At 67.2% G+C, this 25,227-nt stretch carries 25 protein-coding genes; 12 read left to right on the plus strand and 13 right to left on the minus strand.

Features of this window, described 5'->3' with window-relative positions:
• Positions 1 to 334: 334 nt before the first annotated feature.
• Positions 335 to 1,387: a DUF1036 domain-containing protein gene (locus tag RIdsm_RS16980; RefSeq protein WP_057816808.1), complete on the minus strand. Its 1,053-nt coding sequence runs from the start codon at positions 1,385 to 1,387 to the stop codon at positions 335 to 337.
• Between the two features lie 55 nt (positions 1,388 to 1,442).
• A complete protein-coding gene (locus RIdsm_RS16985) occupies positions 1,443 to 2,369 on the minus strand; it encodes a DMT family transporter (RefSeq protein WP_057816892.1) in 927 nt (308 codons plus the stop codon).
• 300 nt (positions 2,370 to 2,669) lie between these two features.
• Between RIdsm_RS16985 and RIdsm_RS16990 the strand changes: the two genes are divergently transcribed.
• Positions 2,670 to 3,476, plus strand: coding sequence for a GNAT family N-acetyltransferase (locus tag RIdsm_RS16990; protein WP_057816809.1), 807 nt, complete (start codon positions 2,670 to 2,672; stop codon positions 3,474 to 3,476).
• 29 nt (positions 3,477 to 3,505) lie between these two features.
• On the opposite strand, the gene RIdsm_RS16995 is transcribed toward RIdsm_RS16990, so the two are convergent.
• Positions 3,506 to 4,441, minus strand: coding sequence for a pirin family protein (locus tag RIdsm_RS16995; protein WP_057816810.1), 936 nt, complete (start codon positions 4,439 to 4,441; stop codon positions 3,506 to 3,508).
• Complete coding sequence (locus RIdsm_RS17000) at positions 4,438 to 4,746, minus strand: GNAT family N-acetyltransferase (protein WP_057816811.1); 309 nt, start codon at positions 4,744 to 4,746, stop codon at positions 4,438 to 4,440. The genes RIdsm_RS16995 and RIdsm_RS17000 overlap by 4 nt, the downstream gene beginning before the upstream one ends.
• Positions 4,747 to 4,950: 204 nt before the next feature.
• Here RIdsm_RS17000 and RIdsm_RS17005 point away from each other — a divergent pair, with 204 nt between their 5' ends.
• On the plus strand, positions 4,951 to 5,688 hold the full coding sequence (locus tag RIdsm_RS17005; RefSeq protein ID WP_057816812.1) for a class I SAM-dependent methyltransferase: 738 nt from the start codon (positions 4,951 to 4,953) through the stop codon (positions 5,686 to 5,688).
• Positions 5,689 to 5,693: 5 nt separating this feature from the next.
• On the opposite strand, the gene RIdsm_RS17010 is transcribed toward RIdsm_RS17005, so the two are convergent.
• The gene (locus RIdsm_RS17010; protein WP_057816813.1) at positions 5,694 to 6,287 is read right to left on the minus strand and encodes a LysE/ArgO family amino acid transporter; all 594 of its coding nucleotides are present in this window, start codon (positions 6,285 to 6,287) and stop codon (positions 5,694 to 5,696) included.
• Between the two features lie 90 nt (positions 6,288 to 6,377).
• Between RIdsm_RS17010 and RIdsm_RS17015 the strand changes: the two genes are divergently transcribed.
• A complete protein-coding gene (locus RIdsm_RS17015; protein ID WP_057816814.1) occupies positions 6,378 to 7,265 on the plus strand; it encodes a LysR family transcriptional regulator ArgP in 888 nt (295 codons plus the stop codon).
• A gap of 474 nt (positions 7,266 to 7,739) precedes the next feature.
• On the plus strand, positions 7,740 to 8,108 hold the full coding sequence (locus tag RIdsm_RS17020) for a hypothetical protein (protein ID WP_057816815.1): 369 nt from the start codon (positions 7,740 to 7,742) through the stop codon (positions 8,106 to 8,108).
• 346 nt (positions 8,109 to 8,454) lie between these two features.
• Here RIdsm_RS17020 and RIdsm_RS17025 read toward each other — a convergent pair whose 3' ends face one another.
• On the minus strand, positions 8,455 to 9,204 hold the full coding sequence (locus tag RIdsm_RS17025) for a YebC/PmpR family DNA-binding transcriptional regulator (RefSeq protein WP_057816816.1): 750 nt from the start codon (positions 9,202 to 9,204) through the stop codon (positions 8,455 to 8,457).
• A 122-nt stretch (positions 9,205 to 9,326) separates the two neighbouring features.
• Between RIdsm_RS17025 and RIdsm_RS17030 the strand changes: the two genes are divergently transcribed.
• The 5 genes from RIdsm_RS17030 to RIdsm_RS17050 all read left to right on the plus strand — a co-directional run bounded on the left by RIdsm_RS17030 (position 9,327) and on the right by RIdsm_RS17050 (position 15,817).
• Entirely contained in the window at positions 9,327 to 11,099 is a 1,773-nt protein-coding gene (locus RIdsm_RS17030) for an SLC13 family permease (protein WP_057816817.1), read from the plus strand.
• 230 nt (positions 11,100 to 11,329) lie between these two features.
• A complete protein-coding gene (locus tag RIdsm_RS17035) occupies positions 11,330 to 12,142 on the plus strand; it encodes a TIGR00282 family metallophosphoesterase (RefSeq protein ID WP_057816818.1) in 813 nt (270 codons plus the stop codon).
• Positions 12,139 to 13,080, plus strand: coding sequence for a DMT family transporter (locus RIdsm_RS17040; protein ID WP_236553240.1), 942 nt, complete (start codon positions 12,139 to 12,141; stop codon positions 13,078 to 13,080). Before RIdsm_RS17035 ends, RIdsm_RS17040 begins: the two co-directional genes overlap by 4 nt.
• Complete coding sequence (locus tag RIdsm_RS17045; protein WP_057816819.1) at positions 13,080 to 14,042, plus strand: DMT family transporter; 963 nt, start codon at positions 13,080 to 13,082, stop codon at positions 14,040 to 14,042. Before RIdsm_RS17040 ends, RIdsm_RS17045 begins: the two co-directional genes overlap by 1 nt.
• A complete protein-coding gene (locus RIdsm_RS17050; RefSeq protein ID WP_057816820.1) occupies positions 14,042 to 15,817 on the plus strand; it encodes an SLC13 family permease in 1,776 nt (591 codons plus the stop codon). The genes RIdsm_RS17045 and RIdsm_RS17050 overlap by 1 nt, the downstream gene beginning before the upstream one ends.
• A 69-nt stretch (positions 15,818 to 15,886) precedes the next feature.
• On the opposite strand, the gene RIdsm_RS17055 is transcribed toward RIdsm_RS17050, so the two are convergent.
• The 3 genes from RIdsm_RS17055 to mgtE form a co-directional block, all read right to left on the minus strand.
• The gene (locus RIdsm_RS17055; protein WP_057816821.1) at positions 15,887 to 16,354 is read right to left on the minus strand and encodes an OsmC family protein; all 468 of its coding nucleotides are present in this window, start codon (positions 16,352 to 16,354) and stop codon (positions 15,887 to 15,889) included.
• A gap of 120 nt (positions 16,355 to 16,474) precedes the next feature.
• A complete protein-coding gene (locus RIdsm_RS17060) occupies positions 16,475 to 17,032 on the minus strand; it encodes a 5-formyltetrahydrofolate cyclo-ligase (protein ID WP_057816822.1) in 558 nt (185 codons plus the stop codon).
• Positions 17,029 to 18,420, minus strand: a complete 1,392-nt coding sequence (mgtE, locus tag RIdsm_RS17065) for a magnesium transporter (protein ID WP_057816823.1) — start codon at positions 18,418 to 18,420, stop codon at positions 17,029 to 17,031. The genes RIdsm_RS17060 and mgtE overlap by 4 nt, the downstream gene beginning before the upstream one ends.
• A 219-nt stretch (positions 18,421 to 18,639) precedes the next feature.
• Here mgtE and guaD point away from each other — a divergent pair, with 219 nt between their 5' ends.
• Positions 18,640 to 19,929 carry a guanine deaminase gene (gene guaD, locus RIdsm_RS17070; protein ID WP_057816824.1) on the plus strand — a complete coding sequence of 430 codons (1,290 nt, stop codon included), beginning with the start codon at positions 18,640 to 18,642 and terminating at the stop codon, positions 19,927 to 19,929.
• A gap of 64 nt (positions 19,930 to 19,993) precedes the next feature.
• Positions 19,994 to 20,251, plus strand: coding sequence for a hypothetical protein (locus tag RIdsm_RS17075; protein ID WP_057816825.1), 258 nt, complete (start codon positions 19,994 to 19,996; stop codon positions 20,249 to 20,251).
• 75 nt (positions 20,252 to 20,326) lie between these two features.
• Here the strand turns inward: RIdsm_RS17075 and RIdsm_RS17080 are convergent, their stop codons facing one another.
• From RIdsm_RS17080 to RIdsm_RS17090, 3 genes are all read right to left on the minus strand, one after another.
• Positions 20,327 to 21,661 carry an 8-oxoguanine deaminase gene (locus tag RIdsm_RS17080; protein WP_057816826.1) on the minus strand — a complete coding sequence of 445 codons (1,335 nt, stop codon included), beginning with the start codon at positions 21,659 to 21,661 and terminating at the stop codon, positions 20,327 to 20,329.
• 205 nt (positions 21,662 to 21,866) lie between these two features.
• Positions 21,867 to 22,658, minus strand: a complete 792-nt coding sequence (gene hisN / locus RIdsm_RS17085; protein WP_057816827.1) for a histidinol-phosphatase — start codon at positions 22,656 to 22,658, stop codon at positions 21,867 to 21,869.
• A 59-nt stretch (positions 22,659 to 22,717) separates the two neighbouring features.
• Positions 22,718 to 23,092: a helix-turn-helix domain-containing protein gene (locus tag RIdsm_RS17090; protein ID WP_057816828.1), complete on the minus strand. Its 375-nt coding sequence runs from the start codon at positions 23,090 to 23,092 to the stop codon at positions 22,718 to 22,720.
• 308 nt (positions 23,093 to 23,400) lie between these two features.
• Here RIdsm_RS17090 and RIdsm_RS17095 point away from each other — a divergent pair, with 308 nt between their 5' ends.
• Positions 23,401 to 24,360, plus strand: coding sequence for an NADPH:quinone oxidoreductase family protein (locus tag RIdsm_RS17095; RefSeq protein ID WP_057816829.1), 960 nt, complete (start codon positions 23,401 to 23,403; stop codon positions 24,358 to 24,360).
• Here the strand turns inward: RIdsm_RS17095 and RIdsm_RS17100 are convergent.
• Positions 24,350 to 25,222 (minus strand): LysR family transcriptional regulator, encoded by an 873-nt coding sequence (locus RIdsm_RS17100; RefSeq protein ID WP_057816830.1) that lies wholly within the window; start codon positions 25,220 to 25,222, stop codon positions 24,350 to 24,352. The genes RIdsm_RS17095 and RIdsm_RS17100 overlap by 11 nt on opposite strands.
• Between the last annotated feature and the right edge of the window lie 5 nt (positions 25,223 to 25,227).

Raw genomic sequence — 25,227 nt, forward strand, 5'->3', positions numbered from 1 at the left:
CCCCCGCCGCGCCCCGCCCGACGCCCCCGCCGCGACCCGAGCCCCCGCCCCGCTTCTTCTGGCCTCAAATATCCCCGCCGGAGGCATGAAATCTCTTCTCGCAGCCCCCGCCGCGCAAAACCACGTCCGCAGCCCTTCACCCAAGCCATCCAGCCCCGCTTTTCCCACCAGCGGCATCAACACTCTTGCCCAGCCGGCAGCGTCCGTTTTCTTCGAAGAAAACGGCCCGGAAAATTCCAATTTTCCGTCACCGCAAAACCGCCCCCCCCAACGCCAGCCCCCGTTTTCTTCAAAAGAAAACGGTCCGAAGTCTTTTCAAGACTTCGTCACCCCCTCACTCCACCTTCCGGTAGCTGATCATCGCCTCGTGCCCCATCAGGATCAGGTCCATCCACCCGCCCGCCAGATTGTCGATCAGGTAGCAATAGGTGTCCCGATACTGCGCGCTGGTCTGGATCAGCACGGGCCCCGCCCCGGCGCTGTCCGGGCAGTCGGGCTTCACGTCCAGGTACATGGTGTCGACATATCCCTGCCGGTGATAGCTGTGCATCTCGGCCCCCTGGATATAAAGCGTCTCGTTGGCGTCATCCGCCGACACCCAGTTGCCCTGCATGGCCTGCCGCAGCCCGGCATAGGGGTCCTGGCCCGCCAGGATCTCTATCTCGCTCACCGCCAGCTGCGCGCTGCTGTCGCCATAGCCGGTCAGATCCCCCGTCACCTGCATCAGCGTGTTGTTCGGCAGCGCCTCCAGCTTTGCGAGGAACGCCCGCGGCGTCGGGTCGTCATAGCCCGCGAAATACTTCCAGCCATTGGCAATGAAGCTGCAGGCCTCGAACCCGTCATAGAAATCGCAGCCCTGGAAGAGCAGCCGGTCGGTGAAGGGCTCGCCATGCACCCCGCGGCCGAGCCCGCTGCGCAGCACGCTGTCCGCGGCCGGCTGCACCGCCGCCTGTGCCGATTTTCCCTTCGCAACGCTCTCCTTGGCGGCCATTCGCGGCTCCAGCGTGAAGGAAAAACTCTTCGCCGTCTCGCCGGTGTCGATCACCGCGAAATCCGCGGTCTCGTAGCCCCGCGCCTCGCAATCGCTGTCACCCACGATCGTATAGGCCTCGCCTTGCGTGCAGAAGGCATACCCCTCGCCCGCGAACTCCTGCCCCGCCGCCGTCGCCCGGTAATAGTAATACCGGTTGGTCAGCGCCCCGCCCACCGGCTCCGAGCAGGCCCCGGGCGCGATGGTCCACCACCCTTCCGACACCCAGTCGGCGCCTTTCTTGTAGCCGATCGACACCGATTGCCGCACGCCCGTCCCGTTGCAGATCTCGAGCCCCGCCATCGCCGCCACCGGGCACAGCGCCAGCGCCACCGCGCCGGCCATCACCGCTTTCATGACATTTCCCCCCGAACTGTCCCCTCGCACTCCCTTGAAGGGGCGCGTAACAGGCTTACAGTTTCGTCGCGGCACTCGCCGGCGTCAATGCCCGGCGCTTCAGCACCGCCTCGCGCCAGCTGATGAAGCTGACGGCCGCCACGATCACCAGCCCGCCCACCACGACCCAGGGGTCGAACGGCTCGCCGAAGACGAAGACGCCCAGGCTCACCGCCCAGACCAGCTGCAGAAACGTCACCGGCTGGGTCACCGCCAGCGGCGCGGCCTGGAAGGCCCGCGTCATCGCGTAATGCCCCGCCGTGGCCAGCCCCGCCACCACCAGCAGGATGCCCAGCTCGCCCCATGTCGGCGTCACCCAGTTCATCAGCGCCAGCGGCGCCAGGAAGATCGTCACCGAGATCGACAGCATCGCCACCACCACCGCCGGGCTGCACCGGTCCGACAGCAGCTTCACGATGATATAGGACGCCCCGAAGATGATCGCCGCAAAGACCATCGCCAGGTGTCCCGGCCCGACCTCGCGAAACCCCGGGCGCAGGATGATCAGAGCCCCGATCAGCCCCGCCGCCACCGCCAGGATCCGCCGAAGCGCCAACCGCTCGCCCAGGAACAGCGCCGCGCCGATGGTGACATAGATGGGTGACATGTAATTCATCGCCGTCACGTCGGCGAGCGGGATCCGCGCCATCGCGTAGAACCACAGCACCACCGCCGACATATGCGCCAGCCCCCGCAGGCCGAACAGGCCCCAGGTGCCCCGGCTGAACCGGAACTCGCCGGCCTTCAGCAGCATCGGCACGGCAAAGACGAGCCCCAGCAGGAACCGCAGGAACGCCGCCTCGACCGAGGGGATGCGCGTGCCCAGAACCTTGACCATGGCGGTCACGCTCACCAGCATCAGCCCGGTCAGGATCATCCAGAGCACGCCGGCAACCGGGTTGTTTGGGCTTTGAGGGGGTACGGGGGACGACTCGTCGCTCATGGGCCGCATTAACCGTACCCGGCAGGGGAATGTCGAGCGGGTTTTCCCGCCCGTCCTCCTCCGGCGGGCGCCGGAAAATTCCAATTTTCCGGTCCGGAATTTCCCAAATTCCGGGCCACCCGCGCCGCCCGCGCGGCCCCGTCATTTTCTGCGCAGAAAATGACCCGGAAAATACGTATTTTCCGGGCGAAAATTCCGCGCGGAATTTTCCGCCAGCCCCCGACCCTCCCCCTGCACGGGAAATCAAGGCAAACCGCGCGCACCGTGCCAGGCTGCCACACCACCAAACGCGGACACGCCATGACGGACATCACCACCGGCCTCTACGGAAACGACGCGCAACGCAGGCTTCAGGCGGTCTCCCTGGCCTCCCTCGATGCGGCCCGCGCCACGCCCGGCGCCGTCTTCGCCGCCCGCATGCCCGGCACCGACGATCCCGACCGGCTCGGCTGGGACCGGATCGCCGCCACCCTGCGCGACCAGGGCGCCATCACCTTCCGCATGATCCCCGCAGACGCCTGCCCCGAAATCGAGCGCCGCCTCGCCGACATCGGCTGCGAGATCACCTGGTGGGACGTGTTCGACGGCCCCCGCGACGCCATCCTGGCCGCCTGCGACGGCCATCTCGCCAACCCCCGCGACGACCTCGTCCCGGTTGGGCCACAGGCCGTCGCCGATCCCGGTTTTCTCGAAGAGGTGCAGGCCTTCATGGCCGCCTGCGGCGTCGCCCCCTACCCCGCACAGGTGCTCTCGGGCCAGACCGGCCCGGCCACCCTCGCGGTCCTGGCCGATCCCGCCGACGGCTCGATCGCCGCCACCGCCTTCAGTTACTTTCCCTACAACCGCCACAGCCCGCACCACGCCACGGCCTGGGCCGGCCTCGTCACCGTCCGCGAGGATATGCGCAAACGCGGCGTCGGCCTCCGCGTCAACGCTCTCGCCCTCAAGGCGGCGGTCACGCAGCTCGGCGCCGGCCGGGTGCAGCAATACGCCCGCACGCGCAACATCGCCTCCTGCCGGATGATCGAACGCTGCGGCCTGCGCCTGCGGCCCGGCGCCAGATCAGGCATCGCCCAGCCCGCCGGCGCCCAAAGCTTCACGCGCTGACCGGCGTCACGCCCGGCGGCCGGCACGCCCTAGCCGGGCAGCGGAATGAACTCCGCGTCATCCCCGGGCGGCAGCGTGAACCGCCCATGGGCCCAGTCGCCCTCGGCCCAGGCCGCCTTCGCCGCCGTGATCTTCTCCTCGCTCGAGGCCACGAAATTCCACCAGATATAGCGCGGCCCGTTCAGAGTCTCGCCGCCCAGCGCCATCAGCCGCGCGCCCTGCGAACCGGCCTTCAGCGTGATCGCGTCGCCGGGGCGGAACACCATCATCCGGCCCGCCTCGAAACTCTCGCCCGCCACCTCGACGGCGCCTTGCGTGACATAGACGCCCCGATCCTCGTGATCCTCCGGCAGCGGCAGCATCGCGCCCGGCTCCATCACCACGTCGGCATAGAACATGTCCGAAAACGTCCCCACCGGCGCCCGCTCGCCCCAACCGCGCCCCATGATCAGCCGCAGCCGCTTGCCCTCGCCCTCGAGCTCCGGCAGCGCCTCCGCCCCGTGATGCTCGAAACTGGCGGCACGCTCCTCTTCGGTCTCGGGCAGGGCCACCCAGGTCTGGATGCCGAAAAGCCGGCTTTCGCCTCGCCTCGTCGCCGCACTCGTCCGCTCCGAATGGGTCACGCCCTCGCCCGCCACCATCCAGTTCACCTCGCCCGGATAGATCATCTGATGCGTGCCCAGGCTGTCGCGGTGCTCGAACTCGCCGTCGTAAAGATAGGTCACCGTCCCCAGCCCGATATGCGGGTGCGGGCGCACGTCGATACCCTCGCCGGTCAGGAACTCGGCCGGGCCCATCTGGTCGAAGAAGATGAACGGGCCCACCATCTGCCGCTTGGGCGCGGGCAACGCCCGGCGCACCTCGAACCCGCCGATATCCCGGGCGCGCGGCACGATCAGCGTCTCGATATCGTCCAGCTTGCCGGCCTCGGGGCAGCCCGGCTCCAGGCCGGGATTCCAGCTCATCCCGCCTCTCCCTTCGAGGCCGAGCGGTTCAGCACGTCGCTCCATTCCGGATGACGCCGGAACTGCGCCGCGGCGAACGGGCAGAGCGGCAGGATCGACCTGTCGCTCTCCCGCGCCATCTCGACGGCGTATTCCACCATCGCCAGCCCGACCCCCTGCCCGCGATAGACATCCGGCACCTCGGTGTGGTCGATGATGATCAGCCGCTCGCCGGCTGCCGAATAGGTCATCTCGGCCAAAGGCCCGATCCCGATCTTCGCGGTGACCTTGCCCTTGCTGCCGTCGATGTGATGTTCAATGTCCATGTCTGCTGCGCCCTTTTCGCCAACATGCTCCCCCCATACACATGAGGTAACACAGGAACGGCAAAGCTCAATCACACATGCCGCGCATTGGCTGTGCATTGCCGATGGATTACCGGACCGGCGGCCGGTTTGCCGATTGGCAGGCGCCCCGGCCCCGCCTAACCTGCCCCGGCACCACCCAGGCACCAGCAAGAGACAGCCCGCATGACCGGCCTCCTCCCCCGCGACGACACCCTCTACGACCCGGCCTTCGTCGCGGGCCTCTTCGACCGCTGCGCCTCCAACTATCGCTGGTGGAGTGCAATCAGCTCCTTCGGCTTCACCTATATCTGGCGCCGGCAATGCGTGCGGCTCCTGCCCCGACCCGGCCCGGGCGCGGTCATCGTCGACCTGATGGCCGGCACGGGCGAGCTCTGGCCGCACCTCCTGCGCCATGCCCCCGACCTCGCCACCATCACCGCGCTCGACATCTCGCACGGCATGCACCTGCACGCGGTCGACCGCCTGCACAGCGCCCGTGCCACCCGCATCACCCATATCGAGGCCGACGCGCTCACCACCGACCTCCCCGAACACCACGCCGACCTGCTCACCGCCTCCTTCGGCCTGAAAACCTTCTCCCCCGAGCAACAGGCCATCCTCGCCCGCCAGATCGCCCGCCTCCTCAAACCCGGCGGCCATTTCGCCCTGATCGAGGCCTCCGACCCCCACGGCTGGGCCCTGCGCCCGCTCTACCGCGCCTATATCGACCGCGTCCTGCCGCTGATCGAACGCCTCTTCCTGCGCGGCGCGCAGGATTTCACCATGCTCGGCCCCTACACCCGCAATTTCCGCGACTGCACGCACATGGCCGCGGCGCTGCGTGCCGAAGGCCTCACCGTCACGTTCCACCGCCATTTCTTCGGCTGCGCCACCAGCGTCTCGGGCCACAAACCCGCCTGACGCCCTCACATCCAGATCAGCTTGCCGGCAATCGCCCACATGGTCAGCCCGACGATCAGGTCCAGCACCCGCCAGCTTCCCGGCCGCCGGAACACCGGCGCAAGCACCCGCGCGCCATAGCCCAGCCCGAAGAAGAAGACGAAACTGGCACTCACCGCCCCCGCGCCGAACCCCAGCTTGTCCGCGTATTGCGCACTCACGGACCCCAACAGCACCACCGTATCCAAATACACATGCGGGTTGAGCCAGGTCAGCGCCAGGCAGGTCAACAGCGCCGCCCGCAACCCGGCCTTGCCCTCGCCCGCCTCCAGCACCTCGCCACCCTTCCACGCGGCCCATAACGTCCTCGCCCCGTACCACAGCAGGAACGCCGCGCCCCCGAACCGCATCACGCCCTCCAGCCCCGGCACCGCCTTGGCCAGCGCCCCGAACCCGGCCACGCCCGCCGCGATCAGCACCGCATCCGACAGCGCACAGGTCAGGCAAACCGCGAAGACATGCGCGTTCCTGAGTCCCTGCCGCAGGACAAACGCATTCTGCGCCCCGATCGCCAGGATCAGCGAAAACCCCAGCGCGAACCCCGCGATATATGCCTGCATGCCTGTCCCCTGCTCCAAATGCTTGACCGGCCTAGCCGCGCGGACAACATTACGCAAACGAATGATTCTACTCCTGCATCAGGACAGCTAATGCAATTCGACCCCGCCCAGCTCGCCGCCCTCTCCGCCGTCCTGCGCCACGGCGGCTTCGAAGCGGCGGCCGTCGACCTCGGCCTCACCCAGTCCGCCGTCTCGCAACGCATCAAGGCGCTCGAAACCCGCGCCGGGGCCCAGCTCGTGACGCGGGCCAAACCCTGCACCGGCACCGAACTCGGCCGCCGCCTCGCCGCCCATGCCGACCAGATCGCCCTGCTCGAATCGCAGCTCGCGGGCGACCTCTCAGCCCGCGCGCCCGCGCCCCAAACCCGCATCCGCCTGGCGCTGCCCGCCGACAGCCTCGCCACCTGGTTCCTCGACGCGCTGAGCGACCTGCCCGACCACCTCTTCGAGCTCTCCATCGACGACCAGGACCATTCCGCCGACTGGCTCCGCCGCGGCGAAGTTCTGGGCGCCGTCACCGCCCAGCCCGACCCGGCGCCGGGCTGCGACGCCATCCCCTTGGGCGCGCTGCCTTACGTCGCCACCGCCAGCCCCGCCTTCCTCGCCCGCCACTTCCCCTCGGGCGTCACGGCCGAGGCGCTGGCCCACGCCCCCATGCTCCGCTTCAACCCCAAGGACCGCCTGCAACATCTCTGGATCGAAAAGGTGACCGGCACCCGCCTCTCCCCGCCAACCCACGGCCTGCCCTCGTCGGAAGGCTTCGTGCAGGCCTGCCGCCTCGGCATCGGCTGGGGCGTGAACCCGCTGGCTCTCGTCGCGGACGACCTCGCCACGGGCCGCCTCGCGGCGCTGGTCGACGCCACCCGCATCGAAACGCCCCTCTACTGGCAGACCCCGCGCCTGATGGCCCCCGCGCTGGCCGCCCTGACGAGGGCGGTCAGGCGCGCGGCCCGGACCCATCTGGCAACTCTGGACTAACCCGCCCCGGCCCCCGAGCCGGGGCCTCACCCCCCTCTCAGCCCATCCCGCCGGGCGAGCGCCGGCCCGTGGGTAGGCGCTGCAACGCTGGTGACTGGCAATTTATGGCGCCAGGTACATGCTGACTAAGAAAACTCACACTACACCCGCAAAAGCGCCTCCCCGCCGGGACGGCGTCGTCCATTGGGCTTGAACCAATGGCGCCTCAATGAACGACCGCTCGCCCGGCGCCGCGCCAAGGCGCGGCTCTGTTCCGGGCGTGTGCCATACCCCAACCCGCGTCCCAACCCGTAGGGTGGGTGAAACCCACCTCCCGACCTCCCGACTTCCCCCGGTTGACACCCAACCCCGAACCCACCACACTCCCCCTCACGACCATTTCAAACCCACCATTTTCAAAGCAACACATTTCAACTCGCGCCCCTCCGGGCTCACCCCGACCGGCGCACCCCCATTCAAACAAGGAGATTCCCCATGTCCCTCGTATCCAGAACCGTCTCCACCGGCTTCGATATCGCCAAATCCATCGCCCTCCTCGCCTTCCTCTCGATCCCGACCGAAAGCCGTGCCGACGACATGAGCCTCTGCATCTCGCTCGACCGGGTATGGGGCGACAAGTGCAACCGGAACGACTCGCTGCACATCATCGTCACCAACAACTGCCCCTCCGCGACCTTCATCAAGATGTGCATCGAAGAGAAGGATGGCGGCTGGTCCTGCGGCACCGACAACAACCTGAGACGCGGCGACACCAACCGCGGCTTCTGGGCCTGCAGCGCCACCGGCGACTACACCTACGCCGCCTGCACCGGCGGCTATGGCGAATGCGGGTTCAAACGGTAACGGGGTTCGGGTGGGGGCCACCCCGCCCGGTCACCGGCCCTTGCGGAAACACCCCTGGGCGGGTGCCGCCGACGAACTTCCCACCTGTCGCCATAAGGGGGGGGTGCCAGCCCACCGCCAACCACCTCGAATTCTTGAAAAGAATTCGATCCGATATCTTTTCAAGATATCGCCCCACCACGACGCCCCGGCGCATTACCACTCGGACGAAAACCTCCGGCGTCCATTCGCACCGACGCAATACCGACAAAATACCGACGTTATACCGACGTTGAAAATCGGCCCATAGCCAACAAAAACGGCGCCCCGCGGGGCGCCGTCCAGAACCACGTCGATTGCCCGGAATTTACTCCGCCGCAAGCTGCGCCATCACCTCGTCGGACGCCTCGAAATTCGTGGTCACGCGCTGCACGTCGTCATCGTCCTCCAGCGCGTCGATCAGCTTCATCAGCTTCTCCATCCCCTCGAAATCCATCTCGGTCGTGGTGGTCGGCTTCCAGACCAGCTTGGTCGATTCACTCTCGCCCAGCTCGGCCTCCAGCGCGTTGGACACGTCGTTCAGATCGGTGTCGGCACACCAGATCGTGTGGCCATCCTCACTACTCTCCACATCCTCTGCCCCGGCCTCGATCGCGGCCATCATCACCGTATCGGCATCGCCCACATCCGCCGGATAGACCACCTCGCCCTTGCGCTCGAACATGAACCCGACCGACCCGGTCTCCCCAAGGTTGCCGCCATTCTTGGTGAAGGTCGAGCGCACGTTGCTGGCAGTCCGGTTCCGGTTGTCCGTCATCGCCTCGACGATCACCGCCACGCCGTTGGGGCCATAGCCCTCATAGCGCACTTCCTCGTAATCCTCGCCCTCACCGCCGATCGCCTTCTTGATCGCCCGGTCGATATTGTCATTCGGCATCGACTGCGATTTCGCCTGCTTCACCACCAGCCTCAGCCGCGGGTTCTTCTCGGGATCCGGGTCGCCCATCTTGGCGGCCACGGTGATCTCCTTGGAAAGCTTCGAGAAAAGCTTGGCCCGCACGGCGTCCTGCCGCCCCTTGCGATGCTGGATGTTTGCCCATTTGGAATGGCCGGCCATTTATGCTCTCCGTCAGATGTCAGTTGCTCGGCACGTCTATAAATCACCCCCCGCCTGCCCCGCAAGCCGGTTGCGTTCATGCCATGAATACGATTGGCTGCATCTATTCTTGGAGGCGCCCCGTGACAACCGACCAGATCATCCTTTTCTCGCTCTTCGGCGGGGTCTTCGCCCTGCTGCTCTGGGGGCGCTACCGTTATGATATCGTGGCGTTTTCGGCCCTGCTGATCGGCGTGGTCCTGGGCGTCGTCCCCACCGAAGAGGCCTTCTCGGGCTTCGGCCACCCCGCCACGATCATCGTGGCGCTGGTGCTGGTGGTCTCGGCCGGGCTCGTCCGCTCGGGCGCGGTGCACCTCATCACCCGCACCATGGTCGACAGCTCCCGCAACCTCGGCTCCCACATCGCGCTCATGGGCGGCATCGGCGGCGTGCTCTCGGCCTTCATGAACAACGTCGCAGCCCTGGCCCTCCTGATGCCCGTCGACATCCAGACCGCCCGCAAGGCCAAGCGCGCGGCGGGGCTCAGCCTGATGCCGCTCTCCTTCGCCACCATCCTGGGCGGCATGGCCACGCTGATCGGCACGCCCCCCAACATCATCATCGCCTCGATCCGCGAAGAATCCCTCGGCGAACCCTTCGCCATGTTCGACTTCGCCCCCGTGGGCGCGGTCACGGCCGCTGCGGGCCTCCTGTTCGTCGCGCTCGTCGGCTGGCGGCTCATCCCGCAGCGCGAGGATACCGTGCTCGAAGCCTCCGAGATCGCCGATTACATCGCCGAGCTCACCATCCCCGAAGGCTCGGACCTGATCGGAAAGCGCCTGATCGAACTGGAAGAAACCGCCAACAAGACGGACGTCGCCCTGCTCGGCGTGATCCGCGACGGCAAGCGCCGCTACGGCACGGCCATCAACACCCTGCTCAAGGAAGGCGACGCGCTGGTGCTCGAGGCCAAGCCGGACGCGCTTGACGAATTCCGCTCCTCCCTCTCGCTCGCCTTCTCCGACAAGCAGCGCGAAGACCGACTCCGGGCCGAGGGCGACGGGCTCGACATCGTCGAGGTCGTGGTGCCCCAATCCTCCCGCCTCGTCGGCCGAACCGCCCAGAACGTGGGGCTCCACTGGCGCCAACACTCGGTGCTGATGGGCATCTCGCGACAGGGCCGCAAGATCACCAGCCAGGTCCGCAACACCACCATCCAGGCGGGCGACATCCTGCTGCTGCTGGTGCCCAAGGCCACCGGTAACGACGTGACCGAATGGCTGGGCGCCCTGCCGCTGGCCGATCGCGGGCTTTCGGTGACACAGGACAACAAGACTTGGCTCGCCATCGGCCTTTTCGGCGCGGCGGTCGGGGCGGCCTCGGTGGGGCTGCTCTACCTGCCCATCGCGCTGGGGCTGGTGGTGATGGCCTACGTGCTCACCCGCATCGTGCCTTTGAACGAGCTCTACACCCATATTGAATGGCCTGTCGTGGTGCTGCTGGGCTCGATGATCCCCCTCGGCGCGGCGCTGGAAGACGTGGGCGGCCCCGAGCTGATCGCCGGCGGCCTCGTGGCGCTGACCGAAGGCATGCCCGCCTGGGTCATCCTCACCGTGCTGATGATCGTCACGATGAGCCTGTCCGACGTGCTCAACAACACCGCCACCACCATCGTGGCCGCGCCGGTGGGCATCCAGATGGCCGAGGGGCTTGGCGTCTCGCCCGACCCGTTCCTGATGGCCGTGGCGGTCGCCGCCTCCTCGGCCTTCCTCACGCCCATCGGGCACAAGAACAATACGCTCATCCTCGGGCCTGGCGGCTACAAGTTCTCCGACTATTGGCGCATGGGGCTGCCCCTCGAGGTGCTGGTCGTTGCCGTCTCGATCCCGGCGATCCTGCTCTTCTGGCCGCTCTGATCCGCACCGTCAGGAGTGGGGGCCAGCCCCGCCGCCATTGGGCTTGAACCAATGGCGCACGATGGCGGCCCCCGGGATATTTCCGGCCAGAAGAAGCACAGGAGGCCCGACATCTTCCCGGCGCCGATCCCTTCGTCGGAGGCACCCGAGACGCGCCACGCGGGCAGGCTGCGCAGGGGCGCACATCATCGCCTCTTGCCCTCGCCCTTCCGCCGCCCTAACACCGAATAATGAGACTCCTGTATCTGGGCGATGTAATGGGCCGCGCCGGGCGGCGGGCCGTGACCGAGAACCTGCCGCGCCTCAAGGCCGACTGGCGGGTCGATTTCACCGTAGTGAATGGCGAGAACGCCACCGGCGGCATGGGCCTGTCGGGCGAGCACGCCAAGCTGCTGCTCGAGGCGGGCGCCGATTGCCTGACGCTGGGCGACCATGCCTTCGACCAGAAGGACATGCTGCAATTCATCGAGAAAGAGCCGCGCATCGTGCGCCCGATCAACTTCGCCAAGGAGGCCCCGGGCCGCGGTCACCGCGTCTTTACCGACGGGCGCGGGCGCAAGGTTCTCGTGGCCCAGGTGCTGGGGCAGGTCTTCATGAAACGCGCCTTCGACGACCCGTTCAGCGCCATCGAGCCGGCGCTCAAGGCGCATGTCCTCGGCGGCGGCGTGCAGGCCGCGCTCGTCGACATGCATTGCGAGGCCACCTCCGAGAAGATGGCCATGGGCCATTTCTGCGACGGCCGCGCCAGCGTGGTCGTGGGCAGCCACACCCACATTCCCACGGCCGACGCCCAGATCCTGCCCGGCGGCACCGCCTTCCAGGCCGATGCCGGCATGTGCGGCGACTATCTCAGCATCATCGGCATGGACAAGACCGAGCCGATGCGCCGCTTCATCACCGGCATGGGCAAGACCCGCTTCACCCCCGCCATGGGCGAGGCCACGCTCTGCGGGCTCTTCATCGAAACCGACGACCGGACCGGCAAAGCGCAATCGGTGACCATGATCCGCGAAGGCGGGCGGCTGCAGCAGGCCGCCCCGTGACAGGAAACCCGATCTACATCCTGGTGCTGTTCTTCATGGGGGCGGGCTGGGGCCTGACCATGCCGCTGGCCAAGGTCGCCACCAGCTCGGGCCACCAGCCCTATGGGCTGATCTTCTGGCAGCTGGTGATCGTCGTGGTGATCCTCGCCCCGGTCGCGCGGGTGTCGGGCAAGCCCGTGCCACTTCGGCGCGAACACTATCGACTGTTCCTGATAGTGGCGCTGACCGGCGCGGTGCTGCCGGATGTGTTCTTCTACCTCTGCGCCTCGAAACTGCCGGCGGGGATCCTGTCGATCCTGATGTCGACGGCGCCGCTCTTTTCCCTGCCGATCGCGCTGGCGCTTGGCAATGACCGGTTTTCGTGGGTGCGCCTGACGGGCCTGCTGTTCGGCATGATCGGCGTGATCCTGATGATCGGGCCGAAGACGAGCCTGCCCGATCCCGCGATGACGATCTACGTCTTCATCATGCTGCTGGCGCCCCTGCTCTATGCCATGGAAGGCAACATCGTGGCGCGCTGGGGCACCTTCGGGCTCGACCCGTTCCGCACCATCGTCGGCGCCTCGGCCGCGGGGGCGATCATCACCCTGCCCATCGCCATCCTGTCTGGGCAATGGATCAACCCGCTTCAGGGCTTCGGCATCCCCGAGGGTGCCCTGGCGCTGGCCGCGGTCATCCACGGGCTGGTCTACGCCTCCTATGTCTGGCTGGTCGGCCGGGCGGGCTCGGTCTTCACCTCGCAGGCGGCCTATATCGTCACCGCCTTCGGCGTGGTCTGGTCGATGCTGCTGCTGGGCGAGCGTTACTCGGTGTTCATCTGGGTGGCCCTGGCGCTGATGCTGGGCGGCATCTTCCTCGTGCGGCCCCGGCCCTCGTTCCGGCTGGGCATCCCCAAGGAACCGCCCCGCCTGCACGCCTGCGACGAGACCGGCTCGTGATGACGTCAGACGCCCTTTCGCGACGGCTGTCGCTCATCGGGGCGCTCGTCGTCATCGGCGCGGGCTGGGGGCTGACCACGCCCCTGTCGAAAATCGCGGTCAGCGAGGGGTATCGCCATTTCGGCCTGATCTTCTGGCAGCTGGTCATCACCGGCACCATGCTGACCGTCGTCACCCGCCTGCGGGGGCGGCGCGTGCCGGTGACATGGGCCGATTTCCGGGTCTACCTGCTGATCGCGGTGATCGGGACCATCTTGCCGAACTCCGCCTCCTACGCGGCGGCCGTCGAACTGCCCGGCGGCGTGCTGGCCATCCTGCTCTCGACCGTGCCGCTCTTCGCCTTCCCGGTGGCCATCGCGCTCGGCAATGACAGCTTCGGCTGGACCCGGGCGCTCGGGCTGCTCTTCGGGCTGGGCTGCGTGCTGCTGATCGTCGGCCCCGACGCCAGCCTGCCGGACCCGGCGATGGCCGCCTTCATCCCCCTCGCCCTCGTCGCGCCCTTCTTCTACGGGCTCGAAGGCAACGTGGTGGCCCGTTTCGGCGCCAACGGGCTCGACCCGGTGCAGATGCTGGCCGGCGCCTCGATCACCGGCATCCCCATCGCCCTGATGCTCGCGCTGGCCACCGGCCAGTGGATCGACCCGCGCGGGCCGTGGGGCGCACCCGACGCGGCGGTGATGGCCAGCGCCATCGTGCACGGCATCGTCTACACCAGCTACTTCTGGCTGGTGGCGCAGGCCGGCCCGGTCTTTGCAGCCCAGGTCTCCTACCTCGTCACCGGCTTCGGCGTGGCCTGGTCGATGGCCCTGCTCGGAGAGAGCTATTCGCCTTATATCTGGACGGCACTGGCGCTGATGCTGGTCGGCGTCTTCCTCGTACAGCCGCGACCCCGGATCGCACTTGCCCCGATTGCCCCCATCGGGAAAAATGGTCCCCAACAGGAACGGGACAGTCAGACCTGATGGAACTTGTTGAATTTACGCAGACCGGGCAGGCCCTGGTCACCCTTGGCGTGGTCGCCGTCATGTTTGCGCTGTTCATCCGCGAGGTTTATCCGACCGAGGTCGTCGCCATTTCCGGCGCGGCGGTGCTGCTGGCGCTGGGGCTGCTGCCTTACGAAGAGGCGCTGCACGTGCTGTCGAACCCCGCGCCCTGGACGATCGTCGCGATGTTCATCGTCATGGGGGCGCTGGTGCGCACCGGGGCGCTGGAATGGTTCACCCAGCTGGCCGAGGCCCAGGCCGACTCGCGCCCGGCGCTCGCCATCGGCGCACTGATGGCCTTCGTCATGGCCGCCTCGGCCTTCGTCAACAACACGCCCGTGGTGGTGGTGATGATCCCCGTCTTCGTCCAGCTCGCGCGCAAGCTCGACGTCTCGGCCAGCAAGTTCCTCATCCCGCTCAGCTATGCCGCCATCCTCGGCGGGTGTCTGACGCTGATCGGCACCTCGACCAACCTGCTGGTCGACGGCGTGGCCCGCGCCCGCGGGCTCGAGGCCTTCACCATCTTCGAGGTCACGCCGCTGGCGGCCATCCTCGCCGTGTGGGGCGCGCTCTACCTGCGCTTCGTGGCGCCACGCCTGCTGCCCGACCGGGCCAGCATGTCGACCATGCTGACCGAGCGGAAGGCCCGCAAGTTCTTCACCGAGGCGATCATCCCGCCGGAATCGAACCTCATCGGGCGCGAAGTGAACGGCGTGCAGCTCTTCAAGCGCGAGGGCGTACGCCTCGTCGACGTGATCCGCGGCGACCAGTCGCTGCGCCGCAACCTCGACGGGGTCGCGCTGGAAGTGGGCGATCGCGTCGTCCTGCGCACCCAGGTGACCGAGCTTCTCAGCCTCCAGCGCAACAAGAGCCTCAAGCGCGTCGACCAGGTCTCGGCGGTGGAAACCGCGACCGTCGAGGCCCTCATCACCCCCGACTGCAAGATGGTCGGCCGGCGCCTCGGCGCGCTGCGCCTGCGCCGCCGCTTCGGGGTCTACCCGCTGGCGGTGCACCGCAAGGACAAGAATATCGGCCGCCAGCTTGACGATATAGTCGTTCAGGTGGGCGATACCCTGCTTCTGGAAGGCGCCCCCGAAGACATTCAGCGCCTCTCGACCGAGATGAACCTCGTCGACGTCTCGAAACCCACCGAACGCGCCTACCGCCGCAGCCATGCCCCCATCGCCATCGGCGCGCTGGCGGGCATCGTGGCGCTCGCGGCCTTCGGCGTGGCGCCGATCCTGCTGCTGGCGGTGCTGGCGATGGCGGTGGTGTTCCTGACCCGCTGCATCGACGCGGACGAGGCGTTTTCCTTCGTCGATGGCCGGCTTCTGGCGCTGATCTTCGCCATGCTCGCAGTGGCCACGGCGCTGGAAACCTCCGGCGCCATCGACCTCATCGTCGAGAATTTCGCCCCCTACATCGCGGGGCTGCCCCCCTTCTTCATCGTCTGGGCAGTCTACCTGCTGACTTCGTTCCTGGCGGAACTGATCAACCACGCGGTCGCGGTGGTGCTGACGCCGGTGGCGATCGGGCTGGCCCTGTCGCTGGGTGTCGATCCGCGGCCTCTGGTGGTGGCGGTGATGATCGCGGCCTCGGCCACCTTCGCGACGCCGATCAGCTACCAGACGCACATGATGGTCTACGGGCCGGGCGGCTACAAGTTCACCGATTTCATCAAGGTGGGCATCCCGCTCAACCTGTCGATCGGGCTTCTGGCCTCGGCGCTCATCCCGTTTTTCTGGCCGCTCTGACCCGCCCGCTCCCCGCGCCCTGGCAGGCGCGTGTCGCGAACGAGCCCGCAAGGGCTGGTGAGCGGCGTGTCAGCCCGTGACGTAGCGCGCCTCGTAGCTCACCGGGAAATTCACCGACCGGGCGATGAAGCACACCTTGCCGATCTCGTGGTGAAGCGCATCCGCCCTGTCCAGATCCGTGCCCGCCGGCACCACGATCTCGGGCCGCAGCGTCGCCCGCAGAAACCGGCTCGCCCCGGTTTTCTCGGTCTCGCCCACGGCCAGCGGATCGTCGGAATACCCCTCAACGACGATCCCCGCATCCGAGGCGAAATGCAGGTACCACAACATGTGACAAGCCGAGAGCGCCGCGATCAGCATGTCCTCGGGATTATGCAGCGTCGGATCGCCCCCCAGCATCGGATCGTTCGAGCACCGGATCACCGGCTTGCCCGGCGTCTCGACATTCCATGTCCGGTCATAGGCGCGATAGCCTGCCGTGCCCTGCCCCCGGTTGCCCGTCCAGACCACCCGGGCGGTGTAATCGTGTTCGCTCATCCTCGACGTCTCCACCTGCTGAAGCGATTTCGGGGGCTCTGCCCCCAACGTTGAAATCCTTCGGGATTTCAACGTCTCCCCCGGGATATTTCCGGCCAGAAGAAGCCCGGGGGCGTCCTGTCAGAGGCTGATCACCTCGCGTTCCGTCACCACCATGTCGAGCGGCTGATCGGTGGGCTCGAGCGGCAGCTCCTCGACTTCCTGCGCGGCGTAGGCGAAGCCGATGGCCAGCGTCGCGCGCTTGCTGCGCAAGAGCTCCAGCGTGCGGTCGTAGAACCCGCCACCATAGCCCAGCCGCCCGCCCTGACGGTCGAAGGCCACCAGCGGCACGATCAGGATCTCCGGCTCGAAGAAATCATCCGTCTCGGGAATCATCGCCCCGAACGGCCCTTCCCTGAGCGCGCAGCCCGGCTCCCACCGGGAGAACTTCAGCGGCAGGCCTTTTCGTTGGATGACCGGAACGCCCACCGGCCCGTGGGCCGCGGCCTCCGCCATCACCGGCAGCGGGTCGATCTCGGTGCGGATGGCCATGTAGGCCGAGAGCGGCACGCCGCGATAACCCGCCAGCACTTCCGCCAGATGCCCCGCCTCGCCCGGCGGCGCCGCCTCATGCGCCGCCTTGCGCCGGGCGAAGGCCGCCTTTCGCGCCTCCGCCTTCACCGCTGTCAGATCGTTCATAGAAGCACCACCACCGCCAGTCCGAGGAAGGCGAAGAACCCGACAACGTCCGTCACCGTCGTCACGAAGGCACCGGAGGCGAGCGCCGGGTCGACGCCGATACGCTCAAGGATCACGGGGATGACCGTGCCGGCAAGCCCGGCCACGACAAGATTGATCACCATTGCGGCAGCAATCACGTAACCCAGCTCGGGCCCGCCGAACCACAGCACGCCGATCACGCCCATCACCACCGCGAAAATCAGCCCGTTGATGAGCCCCACCAGCACCTCGCGCCGGATCACCCGCCAGACGTTGCGGCCGGTCAGGTCCTTCGTGGCAATCGCCCGCACCGCGACGGTAAGCGACTGCGTGCCCGCATTGCCCCCCATCGACGCCACGATCGGCATCAGCACCGCCAGCGCCACCACCGTGGCGATGGCCTCCTCGAACTGGGCGATGACCAGCGAGGCGAGGATCGCGGTGACAAGGTTCACCGCCAGCCACGGAAAGCGCTGCTTGGTGGTGTCGATCACCCGGTCGGCGATACTGCCCTCGCCCACACCCGCAAGGCGCATGATGTCCTCCTCGTGCTCTTCATCGAGCACGATCATCGCGTCGTCGATGGTGATCACGCCCACCAGCCGCTCGTTCTCGTCCACCACGGGGGCGGAAATCAGGTGATACTGGTTGAACGCATAGGCCACGTCCTCCTCGTCCTGGGTGACGGGGATGACATGGAACGTCTCCTCCACCAGCGAGGTCAGCAGCACCTCGCGCCGCGACGCCATCAGCTTGCCCAGCGTGACGTTCCCCACCGGCTTCAGCCGCGGATCGACAAGGATGATGTGGTAGAACTGGTCCGGCAGGTCGTCCTGGTTGCGCAGGTAGTCGATCGCCTCGCCCACGTTCCAGTGCTCGGGCGCCATCACCACTTCGCGCTGCATCAGGCGGCCGGCGGAATACTCCGGATAGGTAAGCGAATGCTGCACCGCCACCCGGTCGCTGTCTTCCAGCACGTCGAGAATGGCGGTCTGTTGATCTTCCTCCAGATCCTCGACAAGGTCGACCACGTCATCCGACTCGAGGTCGCGCACCGCCTCGGCCAGTACCTCGGGGTGCAGCGTGTAAAGCACCTCCTCCCGGATCGACTCGTCCAGCTCCGACAGGATATCGCCGTCGAAATCCCGCCCGTACAGCTCGATCAGCCGGCGCCGGTCGAAGGCGTTGATCTGTTCCAGAAGGTCGGCGATGTCGGCCGCGTGCAGCGGCTCCAGCTCCGCCAGAAGACGCTCGCGGTCCTCGGTATCGACCGCGTACATGATCCGCGCCACCGCCCGGTCATTGAGCAGGTAGGCGTCGTCCTCCTGCTCGGGCTCGGCTTCCATCACAGCGTCGTCTTCTGCCATGTGCCACCCCTTTTCCGCGCTCGATGTGAAATCCTACCGTAACGTGAAACGCGCGCCCCGTCTGCCGGTTGCACCGCAGATCGCGGAAATCCGCGCCACCCGTTATTTTCTTACGCTTTAAAGAAGCAGCTTCGGGAAAACAATGACAATAGGTGCATTTACCCATCCCGGCCCCGCCCCTATGGTGCCGCCGATACGCGAACAGGCACATGTAGGCAAATGAGCAGCGAAACCATTCTGAAAGGGCGGGTGCTGGGCTTCACCCGCTGCCCGTTCGAGGGCGACCCGGCCGATACCGCGCGTCTCGACGAGGCGGTGCTGATCCGCGACGGGCATGTTGTCCGCACCGGCGCCGCCGCCGAGCTGCGCAGCGCCTCCCCCGAGGCGCAGGTCGAGGATATGGGCGAAGCCGTCATCACCGCCGGTTTCGTCGACGCCCACGCCCACTATCCCCAGACCGCGATGATCGCCAGCTGGGGCAAGCGGCTCATCGACTGGCTCAATGCCTATACCTTCCCCGAGGAGATGCGCTTTGCCGATCCCGCCTATGCGTCCGAGATCGCCGGCCGTTACCTCGACCTGACCCTCTCGAACGGCACCACCACGGTGGCCAGCTACTGCACCATCCACCCCGAAAGCGTCGAGGCCTTCTTCACGGCGGCGCAATCCCGGGGCCTGCGTGCGGCCGCCGGCAAGACCTGCATGAACCGCAACGCCCCCGACGCGCTCTGCGACACCACGCAATCCGCCTATGACGACAGCCAGGCGCTGCTGGAGACATGGCACGGCGTCGACCGCCTCTCCTACATCGTCACGCCCCGCTTTTCGCCCACCTCGACCCCCGATCAGCTCTCCGCCATGGGGGCGCTCTGGGCCGAGCATCCCGATTGCCTGATGCAGACCCATCTCAGCGAACAGCCCGACGAGGTCGACTGGGTCAAATCCCTCTTCCCCGAGGCCCGCGACTACCTCGACACCTACGAGGCGCACGGCCTTCTGGGCGCCCGCGGCCTCTACGGCCACGCCATCTACCTCGAACCCCGAGAGCGCGACCGGCTGCGAGAGGTCGGCGCCGCGCTCGTCCACTGCCCCACCTCCAACACCTTCATCGGCTCGGGGCTCTTCAACATGGCGCTCGCCAAGGCGGAAGGCCAGCGCGTAGGGCTCGCCACCGACACCGGCGGCGGCTCCTCCTTCTCGATGCTGCGCACCATGGCGGCCGCTTACGAGATCGGCCAGCTTACCGGCACCGCCCTGCACCCCGCCCAGCTCTACTGGCTGGCCACCGCGGGCTCTGCGGGCGCGATGCACATGGACGACAAGATCGGCAACATCGCCCCGGGGATGGAGGCCGACCTCATCGCCCTCGACCTCGCCTCGACCCCCGCCATCGCCCAACGCGCCGCCTCGGCCGAGGACATATGGGAAGCGATCTTTCCCACCATCATGATGGGCGACGACCGGGCGATCAAAGCCGTCTGGACAGGCGGCCGCCGCGCCCTCGGCTGACCGGCCCCGCCTTTCCCCGGCCTCGCCCCGCGCTATCTCCCTGCCAAGCAGCAGGGAGAGCGCCATGAAAGACACCGAAGAGCCCGAAAGCCGCGCCGCCGCCTACCTCTCGGAGGCCGTCGCCGCCATCGACGCCCAGTTCGGCGAGGGTTTCGCCCGCGAACATCCCGACCTCGTGGCGAGCCTCGTCCAGACCCAGGCCATCGACGCCGCCGTCGCGACGGGCCGCGGCGCCCATGAGGAGGCCCTGACGCTGGCGGAAAAGATCAGCCGCGAGACCTGCGAGACCATCCTGAAGCTGAAGCCGAGGCTCTTCGGGTAGCGCCGTCGGGCGGGTGAAACCCACCGCGCGCCGCAATGTCTCAAAGGTGGGTTCGCACCCACCCTACGGCATACCCTACCCCATCAACCTTTGCGCCAGCGCGTTCTGCCGCTCCACCACCATCGGCAGATCCACCGTCACTATCCGGCCCTCCCGCACCACCGAGCGCCCCTCCACGAACAAATCCCGCACCTTCACCGGCCCCGCCAGCAACAACGCCGCCGGGTCCCAACTCCCCGCGCTCTCGACGCCCGAGATATCCCACACGGCTATATCCGCCCGCTTGCCCACGGCGATCCGCCCGCAATCCGGCCGCCCCAGCACATCCGCCCCGCCCCGCGTGGCAATCTCCAGGGCCTCCCGCGCACTCATCGCATCCGCGCCCCGTGCCACCCGCTGCAAAAGCATGGCCTGCCGGGCCTCCAGCGCAATATTCCCGGCGTCGTTACTGGCCGACCCGTCCACGCCCAGCCCCACGGGCACGCCCGCGTCCCGCATCGCCCTGACCGGCGCGATCCCCGAGCCCAGCCGGCAATTCGAACAAGGGCAATGCGCCACCCCTGTCCTCGACCGCGCGAACAGGTCGATCTCCGCGCCGTCCAGCTTCACGCAATGCGCGTGCCACACGTCCGCGCCGATCCAGCCCAGATCCTCCGCATATTGCCCCGGCCGGCACCCGAACTGCGCCTCGGAATAAGCGATATCCTCGTCATTCTCCGCCAAGTGGGTGTGCAGCATCACTCCCTTGTCCCGCGCCAGCAGCGCGGCATCCCGCATCAACTCCCGGCTCACCGAAAACGGTGAACAGGGCGCCACCCCGACCCGGCACATCGCCCCCTCCGAAGCATCGTGAAACCCGTCGATCACCCGGATGCAATCCTCCAGGATCGCGCCCTCCTCCTCCACCAACGAGTCCGGCGGCAGCCCCCCATCGCTCTCGCCGATGCTCATCGCCCCGCGCGTCGGGTGAAACCGCAAACCCACCTCGGCCGCCGCATGGATGGTATCCTCCAGCCTTGCCCCGTTCGGGAACAGGTACAAGTGATCCGAGCTCAGTGAACACCCCGACAGCGCCAGCTCCGCCAAACCCACCTGTGCCGAGACGAACATCTCCTCCGGGCCAAATTTGGCCCAGATCGGGTAAAGCGTCTTCAGCCACCCGAACAACAGCGCATCCTGACCGCCGGGCACCGCCCGCGTGAGGGTCTGGTACAAATGATGATGCGTGTTCACCAGCCCGGGCGTCACCACGCAGCCCCCGGCCTCGACCACCTCGCCGCTTGTCTCAAGCCCAGCACCGATCGCGGCAATCACCCCGTCCCGCAAAAGGATATCGGCGCCGCGCAGTTCGTCCCGCGCGTCGTTCATGGTCATCACGTGGCCCGCGCCACGGATCAGGATTTCGCTCATGGAAACACCCCTTCCTCTCATCCGACCCCCTCAGATCGCATGGAAAAGGGTCACGGGGGAAAGGGGCAAAGACCCGCGACCGCGCCTGTCTTACCGCGAACGTCCCTCGAAAAGAACCGAAATCACGGCAGGCACCCGGAATTTGCACAAATTCCGGGATAGAAAATACGCATTTTCTATCCCGTTTTCCGCGCGGAAAACGCCCTTACCCCTCGACCTTCGACAAGATCTCCAGCGCCGCCGCGTGCTGCTCCGGTGCCGCCGCCGCCAGCACCCGCCCGCCGCCATGCGCCGGCTGGCCCTGCCAGTCGGTCACGATCCCGCCCGCGGCCTCGATCACCGCGATCGGGGCCTGCACGTCATAGGGCTGCAACCCGGCCTCGATCACCATGTCGATCTGCCCCGCCGCCAACAGCGCATAGGCATAGCAATCCATCCCGAAGCGCGTCAGCTTCACCTCTCGCGCCACCGCCTCGAACCCGGCCCGCTCGGCCGCGCTGCCGACTTCCGGAAATGTCGTGAACAAAATGGCCTCCGACAGCGCTCGCCCTGGCAACGTCCCCAAGGCACGCGCGCCGTGCGGCCCCTGCATCCCGGCCCGGCCGAAGCCGCCCTCGAACCGCTCGCCCGTATAGGGCTGGTCGATCAGGCCATAGACCGGCCCGGTCTGATCCGACACGGCAATCAGCACACCCCATGTGGGCGTGCCCGACAAAAAGGCCCGCGTCCCGTCGATCGGGTCGAGCACCCATGTCAGGCCGCTCGTCCCCCGGCTCTCGCCATATTCCTCGCCAAGAACGGAATCCTCCGGCCGCCGCTCGGCCAGGATATCGCGCATCGCCCGTTCGGCGGCGCGGTCGGCCTCGGTCACGGGGTCGAACCCTGTCCCGGCCTTGTTGTCGCTCAGCAGGCCCTCGGCCCGGAAAAACGGCAAAATGGCCTCACGCGCGGCGTCTGCCAGCGCGTGTGCCGTTTGCACTATGTCGTCTGAGTTCATCTGCCCGCCGGTCCCGTTGCCGCATCCGCGGCCTGCTTAGCCCGGCCGGGCAGCCACGTTCAAGCGACGTCGCTCAGAACCCGGGCCAGGTCGAAGAGACGACGGCGCTGGTTCTCGGGGATCGCGTAATACGACCGTACCAGTTCCAGCGCTTCCTTGTCGCCAAGGATATCGGCCGGAACCGACCCGGTGTGCTCCTGCTGGGCTTCCTCTTCCGAGGCCAGGCCTTCGAAGAAGAAACTGACGTCCACGTCCAGCGACTCGGCGATGTCCCACAACCGCGAGGCGCTGACGCGGTTCGCGCCGGTTTCGTACTTCTGAATCTGTTGGAACTTGATTCCCACGCTCTGCGCGAGTTGCTGCTGGGTCATCCCCACAAGCCAGCGGCGGTGCCGGATACGCTTTCCGACATGTACATCTACGGGGTGCGGCATATCTTATCCTCTCCTGACAATGCTCACAAAACCTCTCGGCCCGCCCCAAAACACGAGCCTCGAAGGAAATTGGTACAATCTTCAGCCGCTGCGCATCCCTGCAGGGCCAATATATGGTACCGCGTGCATCAGAATTTACAAGCACAACCGCTACCTAAATACGTGACTAGTTGGATTCAAACACAATCTTTGCGCGTCCCGAGCGCCGGCCGGTCCGCCGCTCCGCCCCGTCACGATTGACTCGCGGCAGGGGATTCGCCAAGTCACGTCAAGAGCTTGCCCCAACACCCAAAGAACGGAGAGAGCCCTTGCGCGCCTTCCAGGTCCTGCCCGACGCCCAGCCCGCCGCCATCCGCACGGTCGACACACCCGAACCGAAAGAGGGCGAAGTCCGCCTCGAAATCGGCGCCTGCGGTCTCAATTTCGCCGACCTGCTGATGATCAAGGGCGAATACCAGGACACGCCCGAACCGCCCTTCACCCTCGGCATGGAAGTGGCCGGCACCATCGAGGCCTGCGGGCCGGGCGTCGACAAGGCCCTTCTCGGCCGCCGCGTCGCCGTTTTCGGCGGTCAGGGCGGGCTGGCAGACTACGGCTGCTTCCCGGCCGACCGCTGCGTCACCCTGCCCGACGCCATGCCCTTCACCGACGCCGCCGCCTTTCAGGTCGCCTATGGCACCAGCCACGTGGCGCTCGACCACAAGGCGCGGCTGCAGCCGGGCGAAACCCTTCTGGTGCTGGGCGCCGCGGGCGGCGTCGGCCTCACCGCGGTCGAGATCGGCAAGCAGATGGGCGCCACCGTCATCGCCTGCGCCCGGGGCGCCGACAAGCTGGCGGTCGCCGAAAAGGCCGGCGCCGACCACCTGATCGACGCGAAAACCGAGGATATCCGCGAACGCTGCAAGGCGCTCGGCGGGCTCGACGTGGTCTATGACCCCGTCGGCGGCGATCAGTTCAAATCCGCCTTCCGCGCCTGCAACCCCGAGGCGCGCATCCTCGCCATCGGCTTTGCCAGCGGCGAGGTGCCCCAGATCCCGGCCAATCACCTTCTGGTCAAGAACATCTCGGTGCTCGGCCTCTACTGGGGCGGCTACCTCAAGTTCCGCCCGCAGGTCATCAGCGACAGCCTCGCCACCCTCTTCGGCTGGTATGCCGACGGCAAGCTCAAACCCCATGTCAGCCACACGCTGCCGCTCGAGCAGACCCTCGACGGGCTCGAGCTTCTGCGCACCCGCAAATCCACCGGCAAGGTGGTGATCACGCCGTAACGGCCACCGGTCCCCGCGTCGCGGCAAACCCCTGCCGCAGCATGTCGGCCAGCTCGCCCAGCACGTCCTTGCGGCTGTCGGCGCCGTACATGTTGATCCGCTGAACGCCCAGGTCCGGCAGTGCCCCGCCCGTCTGGATCGCCTCCAGATGCGGCGGGATACTGTCCTCCAACAGCGCCCCCACCGCCAGGTCGGCACTGATCAGCGCCTCGACCGAGCGGTCATCGTCGGAATCGATCACCATTTCCCACTCGATCCCCTGGGCATCCACCCGGCGCAGCACGCCCGCCCGGAAAATGCAGACATTGCAGAAGGCCAGCTTCAGCGGCTTGCGCTTCCACGACAGGCCCCCCGGCGCACCGACCCAGCGCAGCGGCATCTCGGTCAGCGTCTCGCCCCCCGGGCCCGGCTCTTCCTCCGTGGTCAGGATCAGGTCGGCCTCGCCCCGTCTCTTGGCATCCAGAAGCTTGAGCGTGCTCGACGATTTCAGATGCACCTTTACCCGCGGGTAGATGGAATTGAACCGCTTCAGCACCTGCGGCACCACCGGGTAGACGATGTCATAGGGCGCCCCCAGAACGATCTCGCCCTCGTAGACCTCGTCGGTCAGCCGCCCGACGGCCTCGTCATTGAGGTCCACCAGCCGCCGCGCATAGGTCAGCAACAGCTCGCCCGAGCCGGTCAGCGCGATCCGCCGGTTGCTCCGGTCGAGCAATTCCTGCCCCAGCAATTCTTCCAGCCGCTTCAACTGCATCGACACCGCCGACTGCGTCAGGTTCAGCGCCGAGGCCGCCCGCGTCACGCCGCCCTGCTCGGCCACGGCCACGAAAGATCGCAGCGTCGTCATGTCCAGATTCCGCATCCATC

The sequence above is a fragment of the Roseovarius indicus genome (genome assembly GCF_008728195.1).
Lineage (GTDB): Bacteria > Pseudomonadota > Alphaproteobacteria > Rhodobacterales > Rhodobacteraceae > Roseovarius > Roseovarius indicus.